The sequence below is a fragment of the Ancylobacter lacus genome, from assembly GCF_018390635.1.
Lineage (GTDB): Bacteria > Pseudomonadota > Alphaproteobacteria > Rhizobiales > Xanthobacteraceae > Ancylobacter > Ancylobacter lacus.
Genome location: NZ_JAHBGE010000008.1, coordinates 120,750 through 142,349, shown reverse-complemented (window position 1 = coordinate 142,349; position 21,600 = coordinate 120,750). Strand labels below are relative to the sequence as shown.

At 71.9% G+C, this 21,600-nt stretch carries 19 protein-coding genes; 6 read left to right on the top strand and 13 right to left on the bottom strand.

The features are described 5' to 3' along the window. Positions 1-8: 8 nt before the first annotated feature. The gene (gene ftsE / locus KHC27_RS02075; protein WP_213334417.1) at positions 9-668 is read right to left on the bottom strand and encodes a cell division ATP-binding protein FtsE; all 660 of its coding nucleotides are present in this window, start codon (positions 666-668) and stop codon (positions 9-11) included. A 181-nt stretch (positions 669-849) separates the two neighbouring features. Between ftsE and hpt the strand changes: the two genes are divergently transcribed. Continuing rightward, positions 850-1,395, top strand: coding sequence for a hypoxanthine phosphoribosyltransferase (gene hpt, locus KHC27_RS02070; RefSeq protein ID WP_213334415.1), 546 nt, complete (start codon positions 850-852; stop codon positions 1,393-1,395). Between the two features lie 154 nt (positions 1,396-1,549). On the opposite strand, the gene KHC27_RS02065 is transcribed toward hpt, so the two are convergent. From KHC27_RS02065 to KHC27_RS02020, 10 genes are all read right to left on the bottom strand, one after another. Further along, positions 1,550-4,300: a TIGR02302 family protein gene (locus KHC27_RS02065; protein ID WP_213334411.1), complete on the bottom strand. Its 2,751-nt coding sequence runs from the start codon at positions 4,298-4,300 to the stop codon at positions 1,550-1,552. 181 nt (positions 4,301-4,481) lie between these two features. Then, complete coding sequence (gene lysA, locus KHC27_RS02060) at positions 4,482-5,750, bottom strand: diaminopimelate decarboxylase (protein ID WP_213334408.1); 1,269 nt, start codon at positions 5,748-5,750, stop codon at positions 4,482-4,484. Between the two features lie 44 nt (positions 5,751-5,794). After that, the gene (lptM, locus tag KHC27_RS02055; protein WP_343210808.1) at positions 5,795-6,016 is read right to left on the bottom strand and encodes an LPS translocon maturation chaperone LptM; all 222 of its coding nucleotides are present in this window, start codon (positions 6,014-6,016) and stop codon (positions 5,795-5,797) included. 76 nt (positions 6,017-6,092) lie between these two features. Then, a complete protein-coding gene (locus KHC27_RS02050; RefSeq protein ID WP_213334406.1) occupies positions 6,093-6,911 on the bottom strand; it encodes an exodeoxyribonuclease III in 819 nt (272 codons plus the stop codon). A gap of 129 nt (positions 6,912-7,040) precedes the next feature. After that, a complete protein-coding gene (locus KHC27_RS02045) occupies positions 7,041-8,075 on the bottom strand; it encodes an outer-membrane lipoprotein carrier protein LolA (protein ID WP_246518672.1) in 1,035 nt (344 codons plus the stop codon). A gap of 119 nt (positions 8,076-8,194) precedes the next feature. After that, a complete protein-coding gene (locus tag KHC27_RS02040; protein ID WP_213334404.1) occupies positions 8,195-11,044 on the bottom strand; it encodes a DNA translocase FtsK in 2,850 nt (949 codons plus the stop codon). Positions 11,045-11,068: 24 nt separating this feature from the next. Then, entirely contained in the window at positions 11,069-12,373 is a 1,305-nt protein-coding gene (locus KHC27_RS02035; RefSeq protein WP_213334402.1) for an aminotransferase class I/II-fold pyridoxal phosphate-dependent enzyme, read from the bottom strand. A gap of 288 nt (positions 12,374-12,661) precedes the next feature. Then, positions 12,662-14,134, bottom strand: coding sequence for an ammonium transporter (locus tag KHC27_RS02030; protein ID WP_213334398.1), 1,473 nt, complete (start codon positions 14,132-14,134; stop codon positions 12,662-12,664). Between the two features lie 48 nt (positions 14,135-14,182). Beyond that, the gene (locus tag KHC27_RS02025) at positions 14,183-14,521 is read right to left on the bottom strand and encodes a P-II family nitrogen regulator (RefSeq protein WP_213334396.1); all 339 of its coding nucleotides are present in this window, start codon (positions 14,519-14,521) and stop codon (positions 14,183-14,185) included. A gap of 316 nt (positions 14,522-14,837) precedes the next feature. Further along, positions 14,838-15,806 (bottom strand): acyl-CoA thioesterase, encoded by a 969-nt coding sequence (locus tag KHC27_RS02020; RefSeq protein ID WP_213334394.1) that lies wholly within the window; start codon positions 15,804-15,806, stop codon positions 14,838-14,840. 162 nt (positions 15,807-15,968) lie between these two features. Here KHC27_RS02020 and KHC27_RS02015 point away from each other — a divergent pair, with 162 nt between their 5' ends. Next, a complete protein-coding gene (locus tag KHC27_RS02015) occupies positions 15,969-17,249 on the top strand; it encodes a ubiquinone biosynthesis hydroxylase (RefSeq protein ID WP_213334392.1) in 1,281 nt (426 codons plus the stop codon). 23 nt (positions 17,250-17,272) lie between these two features. Here KHC27_RS02015 and KHC27_RS02010 read toward each other — a convergent pair whose 3' ends face one another. Then, positions 17,273-17,488, bottom strand: a complete 216-nt coding sequence (locus tag KHC27_RS02010; protein ID WP_213334390.1) for a Trm112 family protein — start codon at positions 17,486-17,488, stop codon at positions 17,273-17,275. 108 nt (positions 17,489-17,596) lie between these two features. Here KHC27_RS02010 and KHC27_RS02005 point away from each other — a divergent pair, with 108 nt between their 5' ends. Beyond that, on the top strand, positions 17,597-18,271 hold the full coding sequence (locus KHC27_RS02005; protein WP_213334388.1) for a GntR family transcriptional regulator: 675 nt from the start codon (positions 17,597-17,599) through the stop codon (positions 18,269-18,271). Positions 18,272-18,306: 35 nt separating this feature from the next. Here the strand turns inward: KHC27_RS02005 and KHC27_RS02000 are convergent, their stop codons facing one another. Beyond that, complete coding sequence (locus KHC27_RS02000; RefSeq protein ID WP_213334385.1) at positions 18,307-19,098, bottom strand: gamma-glutamyl-gamma-aminobutyrate hydrolase family protein; 792 nt, start codon at positions 19,096-19,098, stop codon at positions 18,307-18,309. A gap of 99 nt (positions 19,099-19,197) precedes the next feature. On the opposite strand from KHC27_RS02000, the gene KHC27_RS01995 reads away from it, so the two are divergent. From KHC27_RS01995 to KHC27_RS01985, 3 genes are all read left to right on the top strand, one after another. Further along, on the top strand, positions 19,198-19,773 hold the full coding sequence (locus KHC27_RS01995; RefSeq protein ID WP_213334383.1) for a prolyl-tRNA synthetase associated domain-containing protein: 576 nt from the start codon (positions 19,198-19,200) through the stop codon (positions 19,771-19,773). A gap of 68 nt (positions 19,774-19,841) precedes the next feature. After that, positions 19,842-20,768, top strand: a complete 927-nt coding sequence (gene trxA / locus KHC27_RS01990) for a thioredoxin (RefSeq protein ID WP_213334381.1) — start codon at positions 19,842-19,844, stop codon at positions 20,766-20,768. 61 nt (positions 20,769-20,829) lie between these two features. Then, entirely contained in the window at positions 20,830-21,504 is a 675-nt protein-coding gene (locus KHC27_RS01985; protein ID WP_213334379.1) for an LON peptidase substrate-binding domain-containing protein, read from the top strand. Positions 21,505-21,600: the final 96 nt, after the last annotated feature.

Genomic DNA, 21,600 nt, shown 5'->3' with positions numbered 1-21,600 from the left:
TGCGCCCCTCACTCATAGACACGCAGCCGGCCGTCCTGGATCACCAGACGGCGGGCGTCGAACTGGTCCATCAGGGCGATGTCATGGGTGGCGATCAGCACGGAGGTTCCGGTCTTGTGCAGCTCGACGAACAGGCGCAGCAGGCGCCGGGCGAGCCGGGGATCGACATTGCCGGTCGGCTCGTCCGCGAGCAGGATTTCCGGCCGGCTGATGAGCGCCCGGGCGATCGCCGCGCGCTGCTTCTCCCCGCCGGAGAGCACCGGCGGCAGCACGTGCATGTGCTCGCCGAGCCCCACCCAGTGCAGCAGCTCCCGCACCTCGGCGGCGTAGCTCGCCTCCTCCAGCCCCTGCACCCGCAGCGGCAGGGCGACGTTCTCATAGGTCGTCATGTGGTCCAGAAGGCGGAAATCCTGGAACACGATGCCGATGCGCCGGCGCAGCGCCGCCACCTCGTCGGGACCGATGGTGGATACGTCGCGGCCGAACATGGTGATGAGGCCGCGGGTGGGGCGCAGCGACAGGAACAACAGGCGCAGCAGCGTGGTCTTGCCCGCACCCGAAGGCCCGGTCAGGAACTGGAAGGAATGCCGGGGAATGCCGAAGGTGACATCCCTCAGCACCTCCGGCCCCATGCCATAGCGCAGGCCAACATTTTCAAACCGGACCAAAGACGCCTTCCCTTGCCCGCCCGAACGCTGATTTCGCCCGCCGACCTCTAACACACTGCGGGGGCGATGCGGCAAAATCGCGGGCGATCCGCACCGCGGCTGGACGCGGCCGGGCGCGCCCGGCAATGTGTCGCCGAAACGCCCCACGGCACCTGCAGACCGCACCAGACAAGAGGACCCGATGAGCGACACCGAACGGACACGGCATGTGGAAGTGCTGTTCGATGCGGAGCGGATCGCCGAGCGCAATCGCGAGCTGGCGCAGGAGATCGTCGCCGCCCGGCCGGAGAAGCTCGTGGTCATCGCCGTGCTGAAAGGCAGCTTCGTCTTCGCCGCCGATCTCATCCGGGCGATGCACGGCGCCGGCCTCGCGCCCGAAGTGGAGTTCATCACGCTGTCGAGCTACCGCAAGGCAACCGTGTCCTCCGGCCAGGTGACGGTGTTGCGGGACGTCGAGACCGAGGTGCGCGGCCGCGACGTGCTGCTGATCGACGACATTCTCGAATCGGGCCGCACGCTCGCCTTCGCCAAGGACCTGCTGGCGGCCCGCGGCGCCCGGCGGGTGCTGGTCTGCGTGCTGCTGGAGAAGCCGCACAAGCGGGCGGTGCAGATCCACGCCGACTTCGTCGGCTTCGACTGCCCGGATTACTTCGTCGTCGGCTACGGCATGGACGTCGCCCACGCCTACCGGCAGTTGCCCTTCATCGGCTACATCCCCGAGGATTGAGCGGCGCGGCAACGCGGCGCGGCGGGCGGTCTGCGGCGAATCGCCGATCGGCGCCACCGTGCCACGGGCACGAGGGTCTGCCGGTCCACCGCCGCCACAACGACCGGCGGACCGGGCCCGGCGCTTGAGGGGCCGGGCCTTGCGGCCCGGCGCCTCAGTAGTCGCGCAGCAGCCGATCCAGATAATCCAGCTCGAGCTGCGGGCGGAAGCTCTCGCCGAAGCGGCGACGGAGCTCCTCCAGCACCCGGCGGGCGCGCTGCATGTCCATCTCGTCCGGCACCTTCACGGTGACGTCGTCGCCATAGTCGCGCGAGCGCATCGGGCGGCCGAGCGGGTCGTTGCGCTCCGCCGTCTCGCCGGACGGCTGGCCCTGGCCTTCGCCGGGGCCCTGCTGCTGCATGGCTTCCGCTAGCTGCTGGGCGCCCTTGCGCAGGGCCTGGAGCGCCTCGCTCTGGGCATCGGCGGCGGCGGCGCCGTCGCCCTCGCCGAGCGAGCCCTCGGCCTCGCGCATCGCCTGCTCGGCCTGGGCGAGGGGGTCGCCGCCCTGCCCGGAGGAACCGCGGCCCTGCTGACCCTGGCCCTGCTGGCCTTCGCCCTGCTGCCCCTGCTGGCCGGAGCCGCGCTGGCCCTGTTCGCCCTGCTGACCCTGCTCGCCTTCCTGCGGCTGGCCGCGCCCGCGCATGGCCTGCTGCATCTTCTGCTGCAGCTCGCGCAGCTTGTCGCGAAGCTGCTGCTGGCCCTGCTTCAACTGGTCATAGGCCTGGTCCTGGTTCTCGCCGCGCTCATTGCCCTGCTTGAAGGTGCGGTCGCGCAGCTTCTGCTGCTGGCGGATCATGTCGCCGAGCTGGTCCATGGCCTGCGACATCTGGCTCTGGCCCTGGCGGCGCTGCTGCTGACGGCCGGCCTGCAGATTGTTGAGCATGTTCTGCAGTTCGCTCAGCATCTGCCGGGCGGCGTCACGGGCGCCGTTCTTCGCCATATCCTCGATGCGGTCCAGCATCTTCTGCAGGTCCTGCGGGCGCACGGTGCGGGCGTTGGGGTCCTGCGCCTGGCTGGCGGTGTCGCCGTTGCGCTGGGCCTGCTCGGCGAGGGCCTTGAGGAACTTGTCCATGGCCTGGCGCAGGTCCTGCGTCAGCTTCTTGATTTCGTCCTCGCCGGCGCCCTGTTCCAGCGCCTTCTGCAGCGCGTCCTGCGCCGCCCGGAGCTGGCGCTCGACATCGGACATGTCGCCATCCTCGATGCGGGTGGCAACGTCCCAGAGATAATCCACCACCCCGCGCAGATCGTCGTCGCTGCGCGCATTGGCGAGGCGGAAATAGGCCGTCCGCAGGCCCATGTACTGCGCCGGATTGGGGGTGAAGCGCTCGGGAGCGAGTGAGAGCGCGGCGAGCGCGACCTGCACCCGCTCCCGCGCGGCGGTGTCCAGCGCGAGGTCGCGGCGCTGCTCGATCAGCGCCCGCGCCAGCGGATTGGAGAAGGCCCGCTCCGGCAGCACGATGATTCGCGGGTCGGTCGTCGCGGTGTTGCCCGCCTCGTCGCGCGCGGTGAGGGTGAGCGAGACCCGGGCCCCGGCCCAGGGGCTTTCGGTGAAGTCGCGCGTGGTCTGGCCGGTGCCGCTCTTGGCCCGCAGGCCCGGCAGGGGCAGGGCGAAGTCCGGCGGCGGCACCAGCGGCGTGCCCACGGCCGGGGTCGGCGCGTTGCTGAGCGCATGGAGCGGGCGCGGCGGCGGCAGCGGGGCAAAGGTGGCCTCCGCCGCCACGACCCCGTAATCGTCCTCGACGCGGTAAGCGAGGCCAAGTCCGGTGCGGCCGACGATCTGCGGGTCGCGGGCGAAGGTGATGCTCGGCGGCTGGTCCGGCAGCGCCGAGAACCGCCAGGACACGCTGTCGCCATCCGGGCCGGTGAGCCGGGCGACGCCGTCGCCGCTGATCACGAAGCGCTGCTCCTGCGCGACGGGCCGGCCGGCGGCGACGGGCCGGCCGGCGGCGGGGGCGCCGGTCGGCGGCGCGGCGGGCGGGGGAGCCGATTCGGCCTTCGCCTCGTCCTTGACGGGGCCGAGGCCGCCCTCAAGCTCGATCTTCGCGCCGTCAATCCCGGTGACGCGCACGAACAGCACGCTGCCCGCCGGAACGTTGAGCGCCGCCGCGCGCAGCTGCGGCTCGTCGGACGCGCGGGCGCCGGTGGCGTCGGCCGCCTCCTCCGAGCGCAGCCCGGGCAGCATGACGGGTGGCCGCGCGGTGTAGGGCGGCGGGTTGACCCAGGCGTCGATGCGGTAGGGCTTGGGCGGCACCGCCGCCCGCCAGTCGAACGCCGCGACGACACGCCGGGCGTGCTCGCCCGGCGCCATGAAGAAGGTCGCCACCACCCCCAGCGCCACCAGCGCCCGGATCGCCCGCGGGTCGAGCGCGGCGAGGCGCGGCGAGGGAATGCCGGCACGCAGCGCGCTGATCTGCCCGGCCATGCGGGCGAGATGGGCCCGCCACAGCGCCTGCGACACCGGGTCGTCGGGGCGGCTGGCGAGATGATCCGACAGCGCCGTCGCCGGCCGGTGCGGCAACCGGCTGGCCCGGTCGAGCCGGCTGAGCGCTTCCGCCGGGGTCGGCCGGCGAATGGCGAGGGCCGGCAGCAGCGAGACACCGACCAGCGCCCCGCAGAGCAGCACGCCGAGGATGCGGCCATAGACCGGGAGCGCCAGCCAGAGGCCCGCCCACGACAGGATGAGGAAAAACCCCAGGGAAAGGCTCGCCGCGACGATGGCCGGCCAGATCCGCTCCCAGAAAATCGCTCCCTGCGCGCGGCGCAGGGCGAGGGCGAGGGTCCGCTCCACGAAGCCGGCCTCGGCGAGGCGGGATTCGCTGGGCCGCCCCTCCGTGGGGCTTTCAGATCGTGTGTCCGGCGTGGTCACGCGTTTCCGGCCTCCGGCTTGAGCCAATGGCAGTGCTGCCCCGGGTCGTTGCCCCCGCGTTTCCCCAAGGCGTCAGAGTATCACGCAAGGGCAGCGGCGCCAGCCCTGCCCGCGGGACAGACGTGCACACAAGATCGTCAGAAGGAAGGCGTCGCCGGGCATCGCCGCGCGCGCGGCAGGCTCAGCCGAGCCAGCCGGGCAGCCGGTCCAGCGCGATGAGCTGGGCGGCGTCGATCCGCGGGCGCACCACCGCCGCCTCGGCCCCGCGCACCAGAACCTCGGGAATCAGCGGCCTTGTGTTGTAGGTGGAAGCCTGCACCGCGCCATAGGCCCCCGCCGTCATCACCGCGACGAGGTCGCCGGGCCGCAGCGTCGGCAGGCGGCGGCCGAGCGCGAGATAGTCCCCGGTCTCGCAGACCGGGCCAACCACGTCCGCGACCATCTGTCCCGCGCCCTCCGCCGGTTCGTGGACCGGCAGCACCTCATGATGGGCGTCGTAAAGGGTCGGCCGGATGAGATCGTTCATGGCCGCATCGACGATGACGAAGGTCTTGCCCTCGCCTTCCTTCACATAGATGACCCGGCTCACCAGGATGCCGGCATTGGCGACGATCAGCCGGCCGACCTCGAAGACGAGGCCGAGCCCGAGATTGTGGGTGTGCCGCTTGATGAGCGCGGCATAGGCCGACGGCAGCGGCGGCTCGGGGTCGCCCGCCACATAGGGCACGCCGAGCCCGCCGCCGAGATCGAGATGGGAGAGCGGGTGGCCGGCGGCCAGCAGGTCGCGGGCGAGCTCGGCCAGCAGCGCGGTGGCGTTGTCGAAGGGTTCGAGATCGGTGATCTGGCTGCCGATATGCATGTCGACGCCGGTGATGCGCAGCCCCGGCAGCGCCGCCGCCTCGGCATAGACGGTGCGGGCGCGCGACACCGGAATGCCGAACTTGTTCTCGGACTTGCCGGTGGAGATCTTGGCGTGGGTCCTGGCGTCGACGTCCGGGTTCACCCGGATCGAGACCGGGGCGGTCATGCCCTTGGCGGTCGCCACCTGCGACAGCGCGATCAGCTCCGGCTCGCTCTCGACGTTGAAGCAGAGGATGCCGGCGTCGAGCGCCGCCGCCATCTCCTCGCGGGTCTTGCCGACGCCGCTGAACACGATCTTGCCGCCCGGCACCCCAGCCGCCAGCGCGCGCTGCAGCTCTCCGCCCGAGACGATGTCCGCCCCCGCGCCGAGCCTCGCCAGTGTCGCGATGACGGCCTGGTTGGAATTGGCCTTCAGCGCGTAGCAGAGCGTCGCCTTCACATCCGAGAACGCCTCGGTGAAGACGTGGTAGTGCCGCTCCAGCGTGGCGGTGGAATAGACATAAAACGGGGTGCCGACCTCGCGCGACAGCGCGGTGAGGTCGACGTCCTCGGCGTGCAGGACGCCGTCGCGATAGGCGAAATGGTGCATGGCGGGGTGCCGGAGGAACAGGCCGGGGAAAGGGCGGGTCGCCGTCAGAGCAGCGGGTCGAGCACGAAGGGTTTGTCCGGTTTCACCGGCCCGGTGTCCTTCGGCATCTTGCCGTCCGGCCCCGGCTGGACCGACCCCGGCGGCGGCTCCAGCGGCCCCTTCACGCCGCAGCCGGCGAGCGTGCCGCTCGCGCCCAGCAGCAGGACGATGGCAAGCGCACGCGGCAGGCGGCCGGGCGCAGGTCGACGCGGGAACGGACGGGACACGGACGGAATCCTCTCGAAAGCCCGGGCACTATAGCGAAGGCCGCGCGAAAGGCGAGCTTCGCCCGCCGCGCCGCGCCTACGCCTCGAAGGTCGCCAGCACCGGCACGTGGTCGGAGGGGCGTTCCCAGCCGCGGGCCTCGCGCAGCACGGCGAGGCTGCGCGCGGTGGCGGCCAGCGCCGGGCTCGCCCAGACGTGATCGAGCCGGCGGCCGCGGTCGGACGCCGCCCAGTCCGCCGCGCGGTAGCTCCACCAGGTGTAGAGCTTCTCGCTCGGCGGGATGAAGCCACGCATCACGTCGACCCAGTTGCCCGCCGCCTGCAGCCGGCCGAGCCGCTCCACCTCCACCGGGGTGTGGCTGACCACGTCGAGGAGCTGCTTGTGGCTCCACACGTCGGTTTCCAGCGGCGCGATGTTGAGATCGCCGACCAGCACCGAGCGCTCGCCCGGCGCCAGCGGGTGAAGCTGCTCCCAGGCGATCGCCTCGTCGAGGAAATCCAGCTTGTGGCGGAACTTGGGGTTCTGCTCGGGGTCGGGAATGTCGCCGCCCGCCGGGATGTAGAAATTGTGGATGGTGAGCGGGGCCGCCAGCCCGGCCCCGGCGCCCAGCGTCACCGCGATGTGGCGGGCATCGCCCATGTCGCAGAAGCCCTGCCGGCTGATCGTCTCGAACGGCCGCTTCGAGAGGATGGCGACGCCGTGATAGCCCTTCTGCCCGTTGATGGCGACGTGGGGATAGCCGAACCGGCCGATATCCTTCAGCGGAAACCGGTCGTCCGGGCACTTCGTCTCCTGCAGGCAGATGATGTCCGGCTGGTGGAGAGCGGCGAGCTTGCCCACAAGCTCGATGCGCAGCCGCACCGAATTGATGTTCCAGGTGGCGATGGTGAGCGGCACGGGAGGACCTTGCGGCAGGACGTACAGAGGGGCGGACGGGCGGACGCCGGCAGCCGGGCGCGGCACCCTCTCTATCAATCAACCACCTCGGGATGAAGGGCGGTAACGCGCGCTTGGGGGCGGCGCGGTTCAGCGGTTGATGACGAACAGCGCGGGGTCCGGCTGCTCGCGGGTGTTAAGGTTCGAGACCGCGACCGTGGTGTCGTAGCCCTGCGGGTCGGTGACGGTCCACTGCTTGAGCTGCATGGTCTTGGCGTCGAACATGATCATCAGCCGGTAGGTGCCGACCATGGGCTGGGTCTCCTGCAGCACCACGGTGGCGAAGACATCGTCCTGGTAGACACCGACCACGTTGGCGTTGCGGGCGAGATCGAGATTCTCCGACAGCAGGAAGCGCAGCGGCGTCTGCGACAGGGGCGAGATGTCCTGCGTCTTCAGCCGCTTGTCGCGGATCGACACCGAGCGGCCATCCGCCACCAGCACGATCTGGCTGGGCGGGGCGTATTCGAACAGCACCCGGCCTGGCTTGAGGATGTAGAACTCGCCGCGCTGGCGCGCCCCGCTCGGGTCGATCTGGACGAAGTCGCCCGTCATGGTCTTGAAGCTGTTGAAGTAGCGGTTGATCCGGTCGATCGTCACCGCGGGCGCCTGCTGCGAGGGCGCGGCGGCGAGCTGCACCGGCTCGGCCGGGGCCGCGGGGGCGGCGGATGCCGGCGCCTCGGCGACGGGGGTCACGGCCGCCGGCGCGGCGGGAGCCGGGTTGGCAGGGGCCGGGTTCCCCGCATGCGCCGGAGCGGGCGCCGGGGCCGCCGCCACCACCGGGCGGCCGGTCTCCTTCGGCAGCGGGGCCGGCACCGGGCGTGGCCCGGTCTCGGGCAGCACCACGGCCTGCCGGGCCGCCGGCACGGCAGTGCCGGGCGATGCGGCAGCGCCAACGGGCGCGGCGGCGGGGGCCGCAGCGGCGGCGGCGGGATAGGGATTGCCGGCAGGGGCCGGCGCCACAGCGCTTCCCACCGCGTCCGGCGGCACGGTCTGCGCCGGGGCGGCCGGGGCCTGCTTGGTCCAGGGAAAGAGCTTCTCGAAGAACTCGTTCGGGGACTGCTGCGCCAGCGCGCTCCCGGCCGGGAGCATCAGGAGAACGCAGGCGGTGGCGAGGAGGCGCATGATCCACTCACGATGAAGCCCGTGCGGGCATGAAGCCGTAGCGTCAGGCGGTAGCTGCCGCCTGTGGCGATCCTGTGGCCCGAGCGGAATTCGCCGCGCGGCCCGCCGGTTCCGCGGGCTCAATAATCCTCACCCTCGCGATCGGCGAGAATCTCGCGCTTGCCGGCATGGTTGGCCGGGCCGACGAGCCCCTCCTTCTCCATCCGCTCCACCAGCGACGCGGCGCGGTTGTAGCCGATCTGCAGCCGGCGCTGGATGTAGCTGGTGGAGCACTTGCCGTCGCGCATCACCACCGCCACCGCCTGGTCGAAGAGGTCGCCGCCCTCCTCGCCGCCGCCGCTGGCGCCGCGGTCGAACACCGGGGTGTCCTCGCCCTCGGCGTCGAGGTCGGTGGTGACCGCCTCCAGATAGGCCGGCGCGCCCTGTCGCTTGAGGTGCTCGACGACGCGCTCCACCTCCTGGTCGGAGACGAAGGGGCCGTGCACGCGGGAAATGCGGCCGCCGCCCGCCATGTAGAGCATGTCGCCCTGGCCGAGCAGCTGCTCGGCGCCCATCTCGCCGAGGATGGTGCGCGAATCGATCCGGCTGGTGACCTGGAACGAGATGCGGGTGGGGAAATTGGCCTTGATGGTGCCGGTGATCACATCCACCGAGGGCCGCTGCGTCGCCATGATGAGGTGGATGCCGGCGGCGCGCGCCATCTGGGCGAGGCGCTGGATCGCGCCCTCGATTTCCTTGCCGGCCACCATCATCAGGTCGGCCATCTCGTCCACCACCACAACGATATAGGGCAGCGGCTCGAGGTCCATCTCCTCGCGCTCATAGACCGCCTCTCCGGTCTCGCGGTCGAAGCCGGTCTGCACGGTGCGCACGATCGCCTCGCCCTTGGCCTGGGCTTCCAGCACCCGGGCGTTGAAGCCGTCGATGTTGCGCACGCCCACCTTCGACATCTTCTTGTAGCGTTCCTCCATCTCCCGCACCGCCCATTTGAGGGCGACCACCGCCTTCTTCGGGTCGGTGACGACGGGGGACAGCAGATGCGGGATGCCGTCATAGACGGAGAGCTCCAGCATCTTCGGGTCGATCATGATCAGGCGGCACTGCTCCGGCCGGTGGCGGTAGAGCAGGCTGAGGATCATGGTGTTGATGGCGACCGACTTGCCCGAGCCGGTGGTGCCGGCGACCAGCAGGTGCGGCATCCGGGCGAGATCGACGATTACCGGTTCACCGCCGATGGTCTTGCCCAGCGCGATGGCGAGCTTCAGCGCGGTCTCGCCGAAATCCCGCGCGGTGAGGATCTCGCGCAGCAGCACCTTGTCGCGCCGCGGGTTCGGCAGCTCGATGCCGATGGCGTTCTTGCCCGGAATCACGGCAACGCGGGCGGAAACCGCGCTCATGGAACGGGCGATGTCGTCGGCGAGGCCGATGACCCGGCTCGACTTGATGCCCGGCGCCGGCTCCAGCTCGTACAGCGTCACCACCGGGCCGGGGCGGGCGTTGACGATGGCGCCGCGCACGCCGAAATCCTCCAGCACGCTTTCGAGGTCGCGCGAGGCCTCCTCCAGCTCCTCCGGCGGAACCGAGGGGCCGCGGTTGGGCGGCGGGGTGCCGAGCAGGTCGAGCGGGGGAATCTGGTAGCGCCGGCGCGCCTCCTCGGCCTCCGCCCGGCCGCCGCGGATGGAGCGCAGCGGCGGGCGCCGCTCGGAACGCGACACCGGCACCGGGGGCGGCTCGTCCGGCACGTCGAAGGGGTCTTCCGGTTCCGGCACGATGGTCTCGGGCTGGAAGGTCTCCAGCGGCGAGACGCCGAAATTGGGCTCGTCGCGGACCCGGCGCGGCTGCAGGTCCGGCTCCTCGCCATCGAGGCCGACCATTTCGCGCAGCGTCGCCACCACCCCGCCGCGCGAGGCCTTGCCGCGCGCCGTCCACAGCCGGGCCCGCAGCGCCAGCGCGCCATGGGCCAGCGCCCCGAGGGTGAGGGAAGAGGGCGGGTCCTCCTCGGGCTCCTCCGCCGCGGGCGGCAGATCGAGCACGTCGGGCTCGCCGAACCCCACCCCGATCGACACCGGCAGGGCGACCAGCGCGGCCGCGAGGAACACGCCGCCGGTCAGGATATAGTCGAGGGAAGACAGCCAGCCTCCCCACAGCGCGGCCGGTACCGCCAGCACGCCGTCGCCGAGCACGCCGCCGAGCCCGTTGGGCAGCGGCCAGGTGCCGAAGGCGGGCAGGCAGGCGGCGAAGCCGCAGGCGCACACCACGCCGGCCAGCCAGGCGAACAGGCGCAGCCGCTCCCGGCCCGGCGTGCGGTGGGTGAGCATCAGCCAGCCCCGCGCCGCCATCGGCAGCACGAGGGCGAGGCAGGCGACGCCGAAGATCTGCATCATCAGGTCGGCGGCGGCGGCGCCGCTGCGGCCGAGCAGGTTGGCCGGCGCCGCCGCGGCGGAACGCGACAGGCTGGGGTCGTCGGCCGACCAGCTTCCCAGCGCCACCAGCATGAGGAAGGCGGCGCCGAGAATCACGAGGCCGAGCACCTCGGCGGTGCGGCGGCGCAGCACATTGCCCACTTCCTCGGGCAGGAAGCGGGTCGAGCGGGTCGAGCTGACCCCGCCCCGGCGCGAGGGCGAGGGCGTGGCCTGCGGCGGCCGGGCGGAAGGGCGCCGCGAGGGACGCGAGGGCAGGTTGCGCTCCTCGGCGCGGTCGGCGGCGGTGCGGGCGCTCTCGCGCCGGGACGGCTTCTCCCATGACGGTTCGGCCTCGGCGGCCTCGCGGCGCGTGGGGCGGGCAGCGCGACGGGAGGCACGCGGGGGCTCCGGCCGGTCGTCGAGCCGCGGCTCGGCCCTGAGGCCGGAACGGGGCGTGTCGTCCTCGAAGCGCGGCGCGCGGCGCCAGCCCTCCTCGGCGGGCTCGTCGAAGCCCGGTTCGAAATCACGGTCCCGGCTGCCCGGTTCGGTCCTCCGTCGTGCCGCCATGTCGCTCGTCGGCCTCCGCTTCCGCTATGCCAGACCGGCGACGAGACGCGCCAACGCGGCTTCGGTCGTCGCGAGATCATGGACCAGGGCCACACGCAGATAGTCGCTGCCGGGGTTGCGGCCCTCGGCATCGGAACGGCAGAGATAGCCGCCCGGCACGGTCCGCAGCCCCTCCCGCTCCCACAGCCGGCGGGTAACGGCCTCGCCGCCGCCCAGTTCCGCGACGTCGAGCCACAGGAAGAAGCCGCCATCCGGCCGCTGATAGCCGAAGCGCCCGCCGAGCAGCCGGTCGGCGAGGTCGAACTTGGCGCGGTAGAGCTCGCGGCTGGCGAGGACATGGCCCTCATCCGCCAGCGCGGCGATGCCCACCGCCTGGATGGGCTCGGGCACCTGCGGCGCCGCGACATTGCGGAAATCGGCAAAGGCGCGCAGGAAGGTCGCGTCGCCGGCGCAGAAGCCGCAGCGCAGGCCGGGCAGGCTGGAGCGCTTCGAGAGCGAATTGAAAGCGACGACGCCGTCGAAATCGCGTCCCGCGACCTCCAGAACCCCGGTCGGCGGGGCATCCCCCAGCCAGATCTCGGAATAGCATTCGTCGGCGAACAGCATCACGCCATGGGCGCGGGTGAGTTCGACCAGCCGGGCGAGGTAGTCGCGGCCGGCGATCGTGCCCTGCGGGTTGGCCGGCGAGGCGAGATAGAGCGCGACGGCGGGGCCGAGCAGCTCGGGCGTCAGCGCCTCGAGATCGGGCAGCCAGCCGCCGGAGCGCGGCAGCGGCAGCGGCACGCTGGTGCAGCCGGCCGCCTCGGCCCCGGCGCCATAGGCCGCATAGAACGGGTTGGGCAGCAGCACGGTCGGGGCCGCCTGCTTGACGGCCGGTGCGAGGCGCCGGGCGAGGATGGCGGCGGCGAACAGGCCCTCGCGTGAGCCGTTCAGCACCAGCACCTCGGCCTCGGGGTCGAGCGGGCGCGGCAGGCGGTAGCGCCGGCCGAACCAGTCGGCGACGGCGGTGCGGAATTCCGCGGTGCCCTTGCCGGCGGGGTAGCGGCCGAAGCCGGCGATGTTGGCGGCGAGCACCTCGCCGACGAAGCCCGGCATCGGGTGCTGGGGCTCGCCCACCGCGAGGCTGAGCGGCGGCCGGCCGGGAGCGAGGCCGGCGAGAAGATCGCCCAGCCGCACGAAGGGCGAGCGCGCCGCGGGCCCGGCATCCGCCGCCGCGGCGGTCGTGCCGGCGGCGGCCGGCGGCACAGGCGCAGCGCCCGCCGTCGCGGGGGGAGCGGCGGCCGGCGCGGCGGTGGACGACAGTGCGGCGGATTCGGGGACATCATGCATGGCCGCTTGATCCTAGGCGTCGCCGGTAAAGGGGCTCTTAACCATCCCGGCGGTTTTCGCGCGGGATGGCGAGCCGGGCGTGCCGCCGCCGGCGCGGCGGGAACCGCAGCGCCCCGCAGGGTGGACCCGGCCGGCGCCGCACGCCAGCGCGGTGGACCGCGGGTAGCCCGCTATGCACCGCAAACCGTGCGGGCGGAAAAGAAAAACCCCGGCCAGAGGCCGGGGTTCGAGGTCGGGTGGGTCCCGAGGGAGAAGAAGGCCGGCGCGGCGGACCGCGCCGGGCCGGGATCAGGAGTGGTAGGCCCGCTCGCCGTGATCGGTGATGTCGAGGCCTTCGCGCTCGCGCTCCACCGACGGCCGCAGACCGACGATGATGTCGACCACCTTGTAGAGGATCGCCGAGCCGACGCCCGACCACACGATGGTGATGAGCACGGCCTTGACCTGCGCCATCACCTGGGTGGCGGTGTCGTAGGAGGCGACCGCGCCGGCGGCGTAGTCGTAGACGCCGGTGCCGCCGAGGGCGGGGTTCACCAGGATGCCGGTGCCGATGGCGCCGACGATGCCGCCGACGCAGTGCACGCCGAACACGTCGAGCGCGTCGTCATAGCCGAAGGCGTTCTTGATGGTGGTGCAGAAGATGAAGCAGATGATGCCGGTGACGAGGCCGAGGATGATCGAGCCGCCCGGGCCGGCGAAGCCGGCGGCCGGGGTGACGGCGACGAGGCCGGCGACCACGCCCGAGGCGATGCCGAGCAGGCTGGGCTTACCCTTCACGATCCACTCGACGAACATCCAGGCGAGCGCCGCCGCGGCCGGGGCCACGAAGGTGTTCAGGCTGGCGAGCACGGTGAGCGGCGCGGCTTCGAGGTTGGAGCCGGCGTTGAAGCCGAACCAGCCGACCCACAGCAGGGCGGTGCCGATGAGGGCCATGGGCAGCGAGTGGGGAGGCATCAGCTCCTTGCCGTAGCCGGTGCGCTTGCCGACGATGAGGGCGCCGACGAGGCCGGCGATACCAGCGTTGATGTGCACCACGGTGCCGCCGGCGAAGTCGATGGCGCCGAGCGAGAAGATGTAGCCAGCGTCGGCGAGGACGGCGTCGAGGGCCGACTGGGCGGCTTCCTTGGCGGCCGGGTCGGTGGCGGCGGCAACGGCCTTGGCGGCGGCGTCAACCGCGTCCGGGCCGGCCCAGTACCACACCATGTGGGCCATCGGGAAATAGATGAGGGTGACCCAGAGCGGGATGAACAGGGCGACGGCCGAGAACTTCACGCGCTCGGCGAAGGCGCCGACGATCAGCGCCGGGGTGATGGCGGCGAAGGTCAGCTGGAACAGCACGAAGACCAGCTCGGGAATCGCGACGCCGACCGAGAAGGTGCCGCCGAGCGATTCGAGGCCGACGCCGTGCAGCAGCGCCTTGGAAAAGCCGCCGACGAAGGGCGAGCCGCCGGTGAAGGCGAGAGAATAGCCGTACACGAACCAGATGATGGTCACGATGCAGACCGAGTAGAACACCTGGGCGATGACCGACAGGAAGTTCTTGGAGCGCACCAGGCCGCCATAGAACAGCGCCAGGCCCGGCACCGACATCATCAGCACCAGGAAGGTGGACAGCAGCATCCACGTGGTGTCGGCCTTGTTCACCGTGGGCCCGGCGGGCGCCGCTGCCACCGCGGCATCCTGGGCATGGGCCGACGCTGCCATCAGCGCCACCGCCGCCAGCGCGGGAAGGCCCGCGCGTATCCACTTCTTCATCGTCATGGGGTGAGTGCTCCGTCGCAATCCAATGTCAAAATCAAGGGCGCGGGATCAGAGGGCGTCGACGTCGGTCTCGCCGGTGCGGATGCGCACCGCCTGATCGATCGCGTAGACGAAGATCTTGCCGTCGCCGATCTGGCCGGTCTTCGCCGAGGTGGAGATCGCGTCGATGACCTTGGCGACCTGCTCGGTGGCGACGGCGACTTCGATCTTGAGCTTCGGCAGGAAGCTGACGGCGTATTCCGCGCCGCGGTAAATTTCGGTGTGGCCCTTCTGGCGGCCGTAGCCCTTGACTTCCGTGACGGTCAGCCCGTGCACGCCGATGCCGGTGAGGGCATCTCGGACTTCCTCAAGCTTGAAAGGCTTGATGATAGCCATGACGATCTTCATGGTTCCTGTCCCCGCTTGGCCCCGAACCGCGATACGCCGGCTCCGGGCAATGATGTCGGACTCGGCCAGGCGGGTTTTCCCCCAACCATTCGGTCAAGCCGGGGTGGGGGGAATCAAGTCGCGTGCCAAGCGAGGCGGGGCAAGCCTTCGCGCCGCATAGGTCGCACCCGCACCCCCCGTCCGGGTGGCGCACAAACGGCGGAATCGCTCTGGTTGTGAGGTGCTGCCCGGCCCGGCGGCGCAAGGGCCTGCACAATTCTTCGGCGCCCCTCGGCTGCCGCCGAAGTTATGATTATTTCGCGATCAATGGCGCCTGTTATTTGTGCACTGCACGTGGACGAATGAGTCCCTCCTGCGCCACCGAGGCGACCAGCCGGCCGGCCCGGTCGTAGATCAGCCCGCGGGCAAGCCCGCGGCCGCCGCCGGCGGCGGGGCTGTCCTGCGCGTAGAGCAGCCAGTCGTCGATGCGGAACGGGCGGTGCAGCCAGAGCGCGTGGTCGAGGCTGGCGGCAAGGATCTCATCGTTGAACACGCTGGTCTCGTGCTCGATCAGCGTGGTTTCCAGCAGGGTCATGTCGGAGGTGTAGGCGAGCATCGCCCGGTGCAGCTCCGGCACGTCCGGCAGCGGCCCGGCGGTGCGGAACCAGATGAACTGGCGCGGATCGGCATTGGCCGCCCCGGGCGGGCGGCCGAGATGCACCGGCCTGAGCTCGATCGGCCGCACCCGGGTCCAGTAGGCCCGCACCAGCTCCGGCAGCTTCTCCAGCGCCGCCCCGCGTTCCGCCATCGGCGGGATGTCCTCCGGCTCCGGCACGGCGGCGGGCAGCTTCATGCTGTGCTCGAAGCCCGGCTCCTCCCGGTGGAACGAGGCGGACATGATGAAGATCGGCCGGCCGTGCTGCACCGCGACCACCCGCCGGGTGGCGAAGCTGCGGCCGTCGCGGATGCGCTCGACCTGGTAGACGATCGGCGCCTGCGGGTCGCCGGTGAGGAGGAAATAGCCGTGGAGGGAGTGGGCGGCGATGCCCTCCACCGTACGCTGCGCCGCCACCAGCGCCTGCGCCAGCACCTGCCCGCCGAACACCCGCCGCGCGATCACCAGCCAGTCCGCCGGCGGGTTGCGGCCGCGGAACAGGTTCACCTCCAGCGGCTCGAGGTCGAGCAGCGCCTGGAACGTGCGCACCAGCGGGGTGGTGGCGAAGGCATCGGGCGGCAAAGCAGAGCCGGCGGCGGCGGTAGCCGGCGGCGGGCTGGACGAAGAATCCGGGGGCAGATCGGCGGGCATGGCGGCTCCGGTCCGGCGGCACGGCGATGCGCCGCATTGTCACCAGCCTGTTAGCTAAGGCATAAGTCGGCTCGCCGACAACGGCCCGGGCCCGCGCTGCGGCGCTGCGCCCTCCCGCGCGCCACCGATGCCCGGCGCCGCCACGGCCTCGAGGAGACCGCCATGCCCGCCCCGCACGCCAGCCCCTCCCCCGCTCCGGCGGCCCCGCGCCGCGTCGACATCGCCATTGCCGGCGGGGGGCTCGGCGGGCTCTCCCTCGCGCTCGCGCTGCGCCACGGGCTGGGCGCGCAGGCGCGCATCCTGGTGGCGGACCCGCATTTCGCCCGCGGCCCCGCCCTCGGCGACACCCGCGCCTCGGCCATCGCCGCCGGCGCCCGCCGGCTGCTGGAAACGCTCGGGGTGTGGCCGCAGGTCGCCGCCGAGGCCCAGCCCATGCTGACCATGGAGATCACCGATTCCAGGCTCGGCGACGTGGCCCGGCCCGCCTTCCTCTCCTTCGACGGCGAGATCCGTTCCCGCGATGACGCGACGCCCGGCGAGCCCTTCGCCCACATGGTGCCCAACGCCGCGCTGCAGGCGGCCCTGACACAGGCCGCCGAGGCGGCGGGAATCGCGATGGTGAATGCCGGCGTCACCGCGCTGGAAAGCGCAGGACGCTCGGCGCGGCTCACGCTGGACGACGGCGCGGCGGTCGCGGCGGAGCTGGTGTGCGCCTGCGACGGCGGCCGCTCCCGGCTGCGCAGCATGGCCGGCATCGGCACGGTGGGCTGGCCCTATGGCCAGTCCGGCATCGTGCTGACGGTGGGCCATGAGCGCGACCACGAGGGCAAGGCGATCGAGCATTTCCTGCCCGCCGGGCCCTTCGCCGTCCTGCCGCTGACGGGACGGCGCTGCTCCATCGTCTGGACCGAATCGACCGCCGCCGCCCGGCGCCTGCTGGAGCTGCCCCCGGTGCTGTTCCACGACGAGCTGGAGCAGCGCTTCGGTCTCGCGCTCGGGGCGATCGAGGTTCTGGATACCCCGCGCGCCTTCCCGCTGGGCTTCCAGATGGCCCGGCGCTTCGTCGGGGAGCGGCTGGCGCTGGTGGGCGATGCGGCCCACACCATCCACCCCATCGCCGGCCAGGGCCTCAACATGGGGCTGCGCGACGTCGCCGCGCTGGCGGAGGCGGTCACCGATGCCGGCAGGCTCGGGCTCGACCTCGGCGGCGTCGAGGTGCTGGAGCGCTACCAGCGCTGGCGCCGCTTCGACACGCTGACCATGGGGGTGGCGACGGACGGCCTCAACCGCCTGTTCTCGAACCGCTCCGACGTGCTGCGGCTGCTGCGCGACGTCGGGCTCGGCGTGGTGGAGCGGCTGCCGCGGCTGAAGGACGCCTTCATCCGCGACGCCGCGGGGGTCGGTGGCCAGGCCCCGAAGCTGCTGCGCGGCCAGGCGCTGTAGGGGCGCCGCCGGCACGGCAGGCCTCAGCCCTTGCCGGGCACCGGCTCCTCGAGGCGGCGGGCCTCCTCGACCAGCATGATCGGGATGCCGTCGCGGATGGGATAGGCCAGCCGCGCCCGGCGCGAGACCAGCTCGCGGGCGTCGCGGTCATAGTCCAGCGGTCCCTTCGTCAGCGGGCAGACCAGGATTTCAAGCAGCTTCGGGTCGATCTCGTGGCCGGTGCGGGCATCGGTGGACATGGGCAACTCCGGGCGGGGCGGCGGCAGGGAATCGGCAGGACTGTGACATTGCCACCGCCACATGTCAGAACGAAGGTGTCAGCTTCGACAGTCGCTTCAAGGACCTCAATGGATCAGGCCCGGCTCGACCTCGCCGACGACCCCCGCCTGCCGGGCGAGACGGTGCAGCAATGGGTGTTCCGCCGGCTGCGGCGCACCGTGATGTCCGGCCGGTTCCCCCCCGGCAAGGCGGTGACGATCCGCGGGCTGGCGGAGGCGCTCGGCGTCTCGGCGATGCCGGTGCGCGAGGCGCTGCGCCGGCTGGTGGCGGAGCGGGCGCTGGTGCTGCTCGACAACCGCCGGGTCCGGGTGCCGGAGATGACCGCCCGGCGCTTCGAGGAGCTGGTGACCACCCGCATCCTGCTGGAGACCGAGGCCGCCGCCCGGGCGCTCGACCACGCCGACGGCCCGTTCCGTGCGCGGCTGGAGGCGCTGAACCGCGAATCCGACATCGCGGTGGAGACCGGCGACACCGAGGCGATGATCGAGACCAATCTCGCCTTCCACGCCGCGCTCTATGGCGGCCGGCCGGACAACGTGCTGCTGCCGCTGATCGAGTCCATCTGGCTGCAGATCGGGCCCTTCATGCGCATGGCGCTGGCCGACCTCGAGCGCCACTACCCGGTGGACCGCCACGCCGAGGCGCTGCGGGCACTCGGCGCGGGCGACGAGGCCCGGCTGCGCCGCGCCATCGAGGACGACATCCGCGACGGCATCGGCCACCTGTTCACCGCGCGCGGCTGAAACGGCGCGGCGGTGCCGTGCGGGTGCCTCGCGCGCTATTCCGCCGCCTTCAGACCGCGGCGGGCGGCCGCCCGGGCCCGCGCCGCCTCGCCGAAGCTGGCGAACAGGCCGCTCGACAGCGCATCGGCCCAGAACCGCCATTCCGGGTGCCACTGCACCGCCAGCGCGAAACCCGGCGCGTCCTTGACCCGGAAGCCTTCCACCAGCCCGTCATCGGCCCGCGCCTCGACCACGAGGCCCGGCGCCAGCCGGTCGACACCCTGGCCGTGCAGCGAGTTCACCTTCCACCGCGTCGCCCCGGCGAGACCGGCCAGCACGCCGCCCGGGGTGAGCGCGACCTCGTGGACCGGGGCGTATTGCGCCTCGATGGTGCCGGTGGCGTCCTCGCGGTGGTCGAAATGGCCGGGCTGCTCATGCACCTTCTGGTGCAGCGTACCGCCCAGCGCCACGTTCATCTCCTGGAAGCCGCGGCACACGCCGAACAGCGGCACGCCGCGCTCGATGCAGGCGCGGATCAGCGGCAGCGAGAGTACGTCGCGGTGCGGGTCGGACGGCAGCGGCGGGTCGTAGGGCGCCGCGCCGTAGTGTTCGGGGGCGACATTGGACGGGCTGCCGGGCAGGAAGATGCCGTCGACGAGGGCGAAGATCTCCTCCAGCACCGCGGTCTCGCTCATGGTGCCGTCGACGTCCGAGAGCCGGCCGGGCAGCATGACCGGGTAGGTCTGCGCGCCGCGCGCCACCGCGAACAGGTATTTTTCCGTCACACCGTGGGTGACATGGCCGGAGCCGGGCTTCACGTCGGAGACGACGCCGATGACGGGACGCATGGAGACTGCCTTGTTGCCGCGCGAGGCCGACGATGTGGCCGCGCCGGGCGCCGGCTGTCAACGCTTCCCTTCCTCCCGGCGCCGCACTAGAAAACCGCCATGACCAGCACCACCGCCCCCGCCGCCGCCGCCGTGACCACCGACAGCGCCCGCGCCGCCGCGCCGCATCTCTTCGCGCGGCTGGCCGAGCTCGGCATCGCCACCGTGACGGTGGACCACCCCCCGCTTTTCACGGTGGAGGATTCCCAGCGCCTGCGCGGCGAGATCGCCGGCGGGCACACCAAGAACCTGTTCCTCAAGGACAAGAAGGGCCGGCTCTTCCTCGTCGTGGTGGAGGAGGAGGCGCGGGTCGACCTCAAGAGCCTGCACGTGCCGCTCGGCGCGGCCAGCCGGCTGTCCTTCGGCAGCGCCGAGCTGCTGGAGGAGGTGCTGGGCGTGAAGCCGGGCGCCGTCACCGCCTTCGGCCCGATCAACGACACCGCCGGCCGGGTGACGGTGGTGCTCGACGCCGAGCTGCTGGAGCACGCGCAGATCAACTGCCATCCGCTCTGCAACACCTCGACCACCACCATCGGGCGCGACGACCTGGTGCGCTTCCTGCGCGCCACCGGGCACGAGCCCGTGATTCTCGCCGTGCCCAAGCGCGCGCCGGAGGGGACGGAAGAGACGGCGTGAGCCGTTGCATTCCCCGCCCGGAGAACCATCTTAACGCTCGACAACGAGCCGCCCAGCCGAGGTGATCCATGCTGCTGAACCAGTCCGCCACTCCGGGCCCCGCGGGTGTGCCGGCCGGGGACGATGTGGTGATCGACACCACCACCCGGAGCTTCATGAAGGACGTGGTGGAGGAATCCCGCCGCCGCCCCGTCATCGTCGATTTCTGGGCGCCCTGGTGCGGCCCCTGCAAGCAGCTCACCCCCGTCATCGAGAAGGTGGTGCGCGGCGCCAAGGGCAAGGTGCGCCTCGCCAAGATGAACACCGACGACCATCCCCAGGTCGCCCAGCAGCTCGGCATCCAGTCGCTGCCCACGGTCTATGCCTTCGTCAACGGCCAGCCGGTCGACGGCTTCATGGGCGCCCAGCCCGAGCGGCAGGTGCAGGCCTTCGTCGACAAGCTGGTGGCCGCGGGCGGCCCCGGCGGGGGCGACATCGCCGAGGTGCTCGCCAGCGGCGAGGCCGCCCTCGCCGAGGGCGATCTCGTCGGCGCCGTCGAGATTTTCGCCGCCGTGCTGGGCGAGGAGCCGGAGAACGCCAAGGCCCATGCCGGCATTGCCCGGGCCCAGCTCGCCAGCGGCCAGATCGAGCAGGCCAAGGCGACGCTGGCCGCGGTGCCGGCCGCCATCGCCGGCGACGCCGCGATCGCCGCGGTGCGCGCCGCCATCGAGATCGAGGAGGCCGCCGCCGCCCTCGGCGACCTCGCCGGGCTGGAGGCAAAGGTCGCCGCCGACCCGCTGGACCATCAGGCCCGCTTCGACCTCGCCCTCGCGCTCAACGCCCGTGGCAAGCGGGAAGAGGCGATCGGCCAGCTCCTCGCCATCGTGAAGAAGGACCGCGCGTGGAACGAGGACGGCGCGCGCAAGCAGCTCGTCCAGTTCTTCGAGGCGTGGGGGCCGACCGACCCGATGACCCTTCTCGGCCGCCGCCGCCTGTCCTCGCTGCTGTTCTCCTGAGGCCGGCCCGCCCCCGGCCGGGCGCGGCGCGCGCCCGGCACCACCGTCCGGAGAACCGACCATGCCGATGAACCGCCCCTACCAGGGACCGGACGAACTGCCGGACAGCGTCCCGCTCTTTCCGCTGGAAGGCGTGCTGCTGCTGCCCCGCTGCCAGTTGCCGCTGAACATCTTCGAGCCGCGCTATCTCGCGATGATCGACGCCGCCATGGCGGGAGACCGGCTGATCGGCATGATCCAGTCCGATCCCCGCGGCGGCGCCCTGCCGCACGGGCCGGCGCTGGCGGCGGTGGGCTGCGTCGGGCGCATCACCGAGCTGGCCGAGACCGGCGACGGGCGCTATGTGCTCAGCCTGTCCGGGGTCGCCCGCTTCCGGCTTCTGGAAGAGCTGGCGGTCGACACCCCGTTTCGCCGGGCACGGGTGGATTTCACGGCCTTCGCCGATGACTTCATACCCAATCGCGGCGCCGATCAGGTGGATCGCGGCCAGCTCCTGCGCACCCTTGCTTCCTATCTCGACGCCAACAAGCTCGAGGCGGACTGGGACAACATCAAGGGCGCGCCGAACGAGACGCTGGTGAACAACCTCGCCATGATGTCGCCGTTCGGCGCCCGCGAGAAGCAGGCGCTGCTGGAGGCCGCCGACCTCAGGACCCGTGCCGAGATCCTGGTCGCCGTGACCGAGATGACGCTGGCGCGCACCGCCGACGGCGGCGACAACACCCCGCTGCAGTAGACCCTCTCCGCGAGCCTGAAAAAGCCGGCGCGGGGGCACCCGCGCCGGCTTTTTCATGGGGTTCGCCACGCCGCCGGCAGCCTGCGCCGCCGGGTG

Bases quoted from the DNA above. Each gene is read 5' to 3' on its own strand.
- KHC27_RS02015 (WP_213334392.1), top strand. From the start codon at position 15,969: ATGCCCGCCCCGCACGCCAGCCCCTCCCCCGCTCCGGCGGCCCCGCGC.
- KHC27_RS02030 (WP_213334398.1), bottom strand. From the start codon at position 14,134: ATGACGATGAAGAAGTGGATACGCGCGGGCCTTCCCGCGCTGGCGGCG.
- KHC27_RS02005 (WP_213334388.1), top strand. From the start codon at position 17,597: ATGGATCAGGCCCGGCTCGACCTCGCCGACGACCCCCGCCTGCCGGGC.
- KHC27_RS01985 (WP_213334379.1), top strand. From the start codon at position 20,830: ATGCCGATGAACCGCCCCTACCAGGGACCGGACGAACTGCCGGACAGC.
- KHC27_RS02010 (WP_213334390.1), bottom strand. From the start codon at position 17,488: ATGTCCACCGATGCCCGCACCGGCCACGAGATCGACCCGAAGCTGCTT.
- KHC27_RS02045 (WP_246518672.1), bottom strand. From the start codon at position 8,075: ATGCGCCTCCTCGCCACCGCCTGCGTTCTCCTGATGCTCCCGGCCGGG.
- hpt (WP_213334415.1), top strand. From the start codon at position 850: ATGAGCGACACCGAACGGACACGGCATGTGGAAGTGCTGTTCGATGCG.
- KHC27_RS02040 (WP_213334404.1), bottom strand. From the start codon at position 11,044: ATGGCGGCACGACGGAGGACCGAACCGGGCAGCCGGGACCGTGATTTC.
- KHC27_RS02020 (WP_213334394.1), bottom strand. From the start codon at position 15,806: ATGCCCGCCGATCTGCCCCCGGATTCTTCGTCCAGCCCGCCGCCGGCT.
- KHC27_RS02035 (WP_213334402.1), bottom strand. From the start codon at position 12,373: ATGCATGATGTCCCCGAATCCGCCGCACTGTCGTCCACCGCCGCGCCG.
- KHC27_RS02025 (WP_213334396.1), bottom strand. From the start codon at position 14,521: ATGAAGATCGTCATGGCTATCATCAAGCCTTTCAAGCTTGAGGAAGTC.
- KHC27_RS01995 (WP_213334383.1), top strand. From the start codon at position 19,198: ATGACCAGCACCACCGCCCCCGCCGCCGCCGCCGTGACCACCGACAGC.
- KHC27_RS02000 (WP_213334385.1), bottom strand. From the start codon at position 19,098: ATGCGTCCCGTCATCGGCGTCGTCTCCGACGTGAAGCCCGGCTCCGGC.
- trxA (WP_213334381.1), top strand. From the start codon at position 19,842: ATGCTGCTGAACCAGTCCGCCACTCCGGGCCCCGCGGGTGTGCCGGCC.
- lysA (WP_213334408.1), bottom strand. From the start codon at position 5,750: ATGCACCATTTCGCCTATCGCGACGGCGTCCTGCACGCCGAGGACGTC.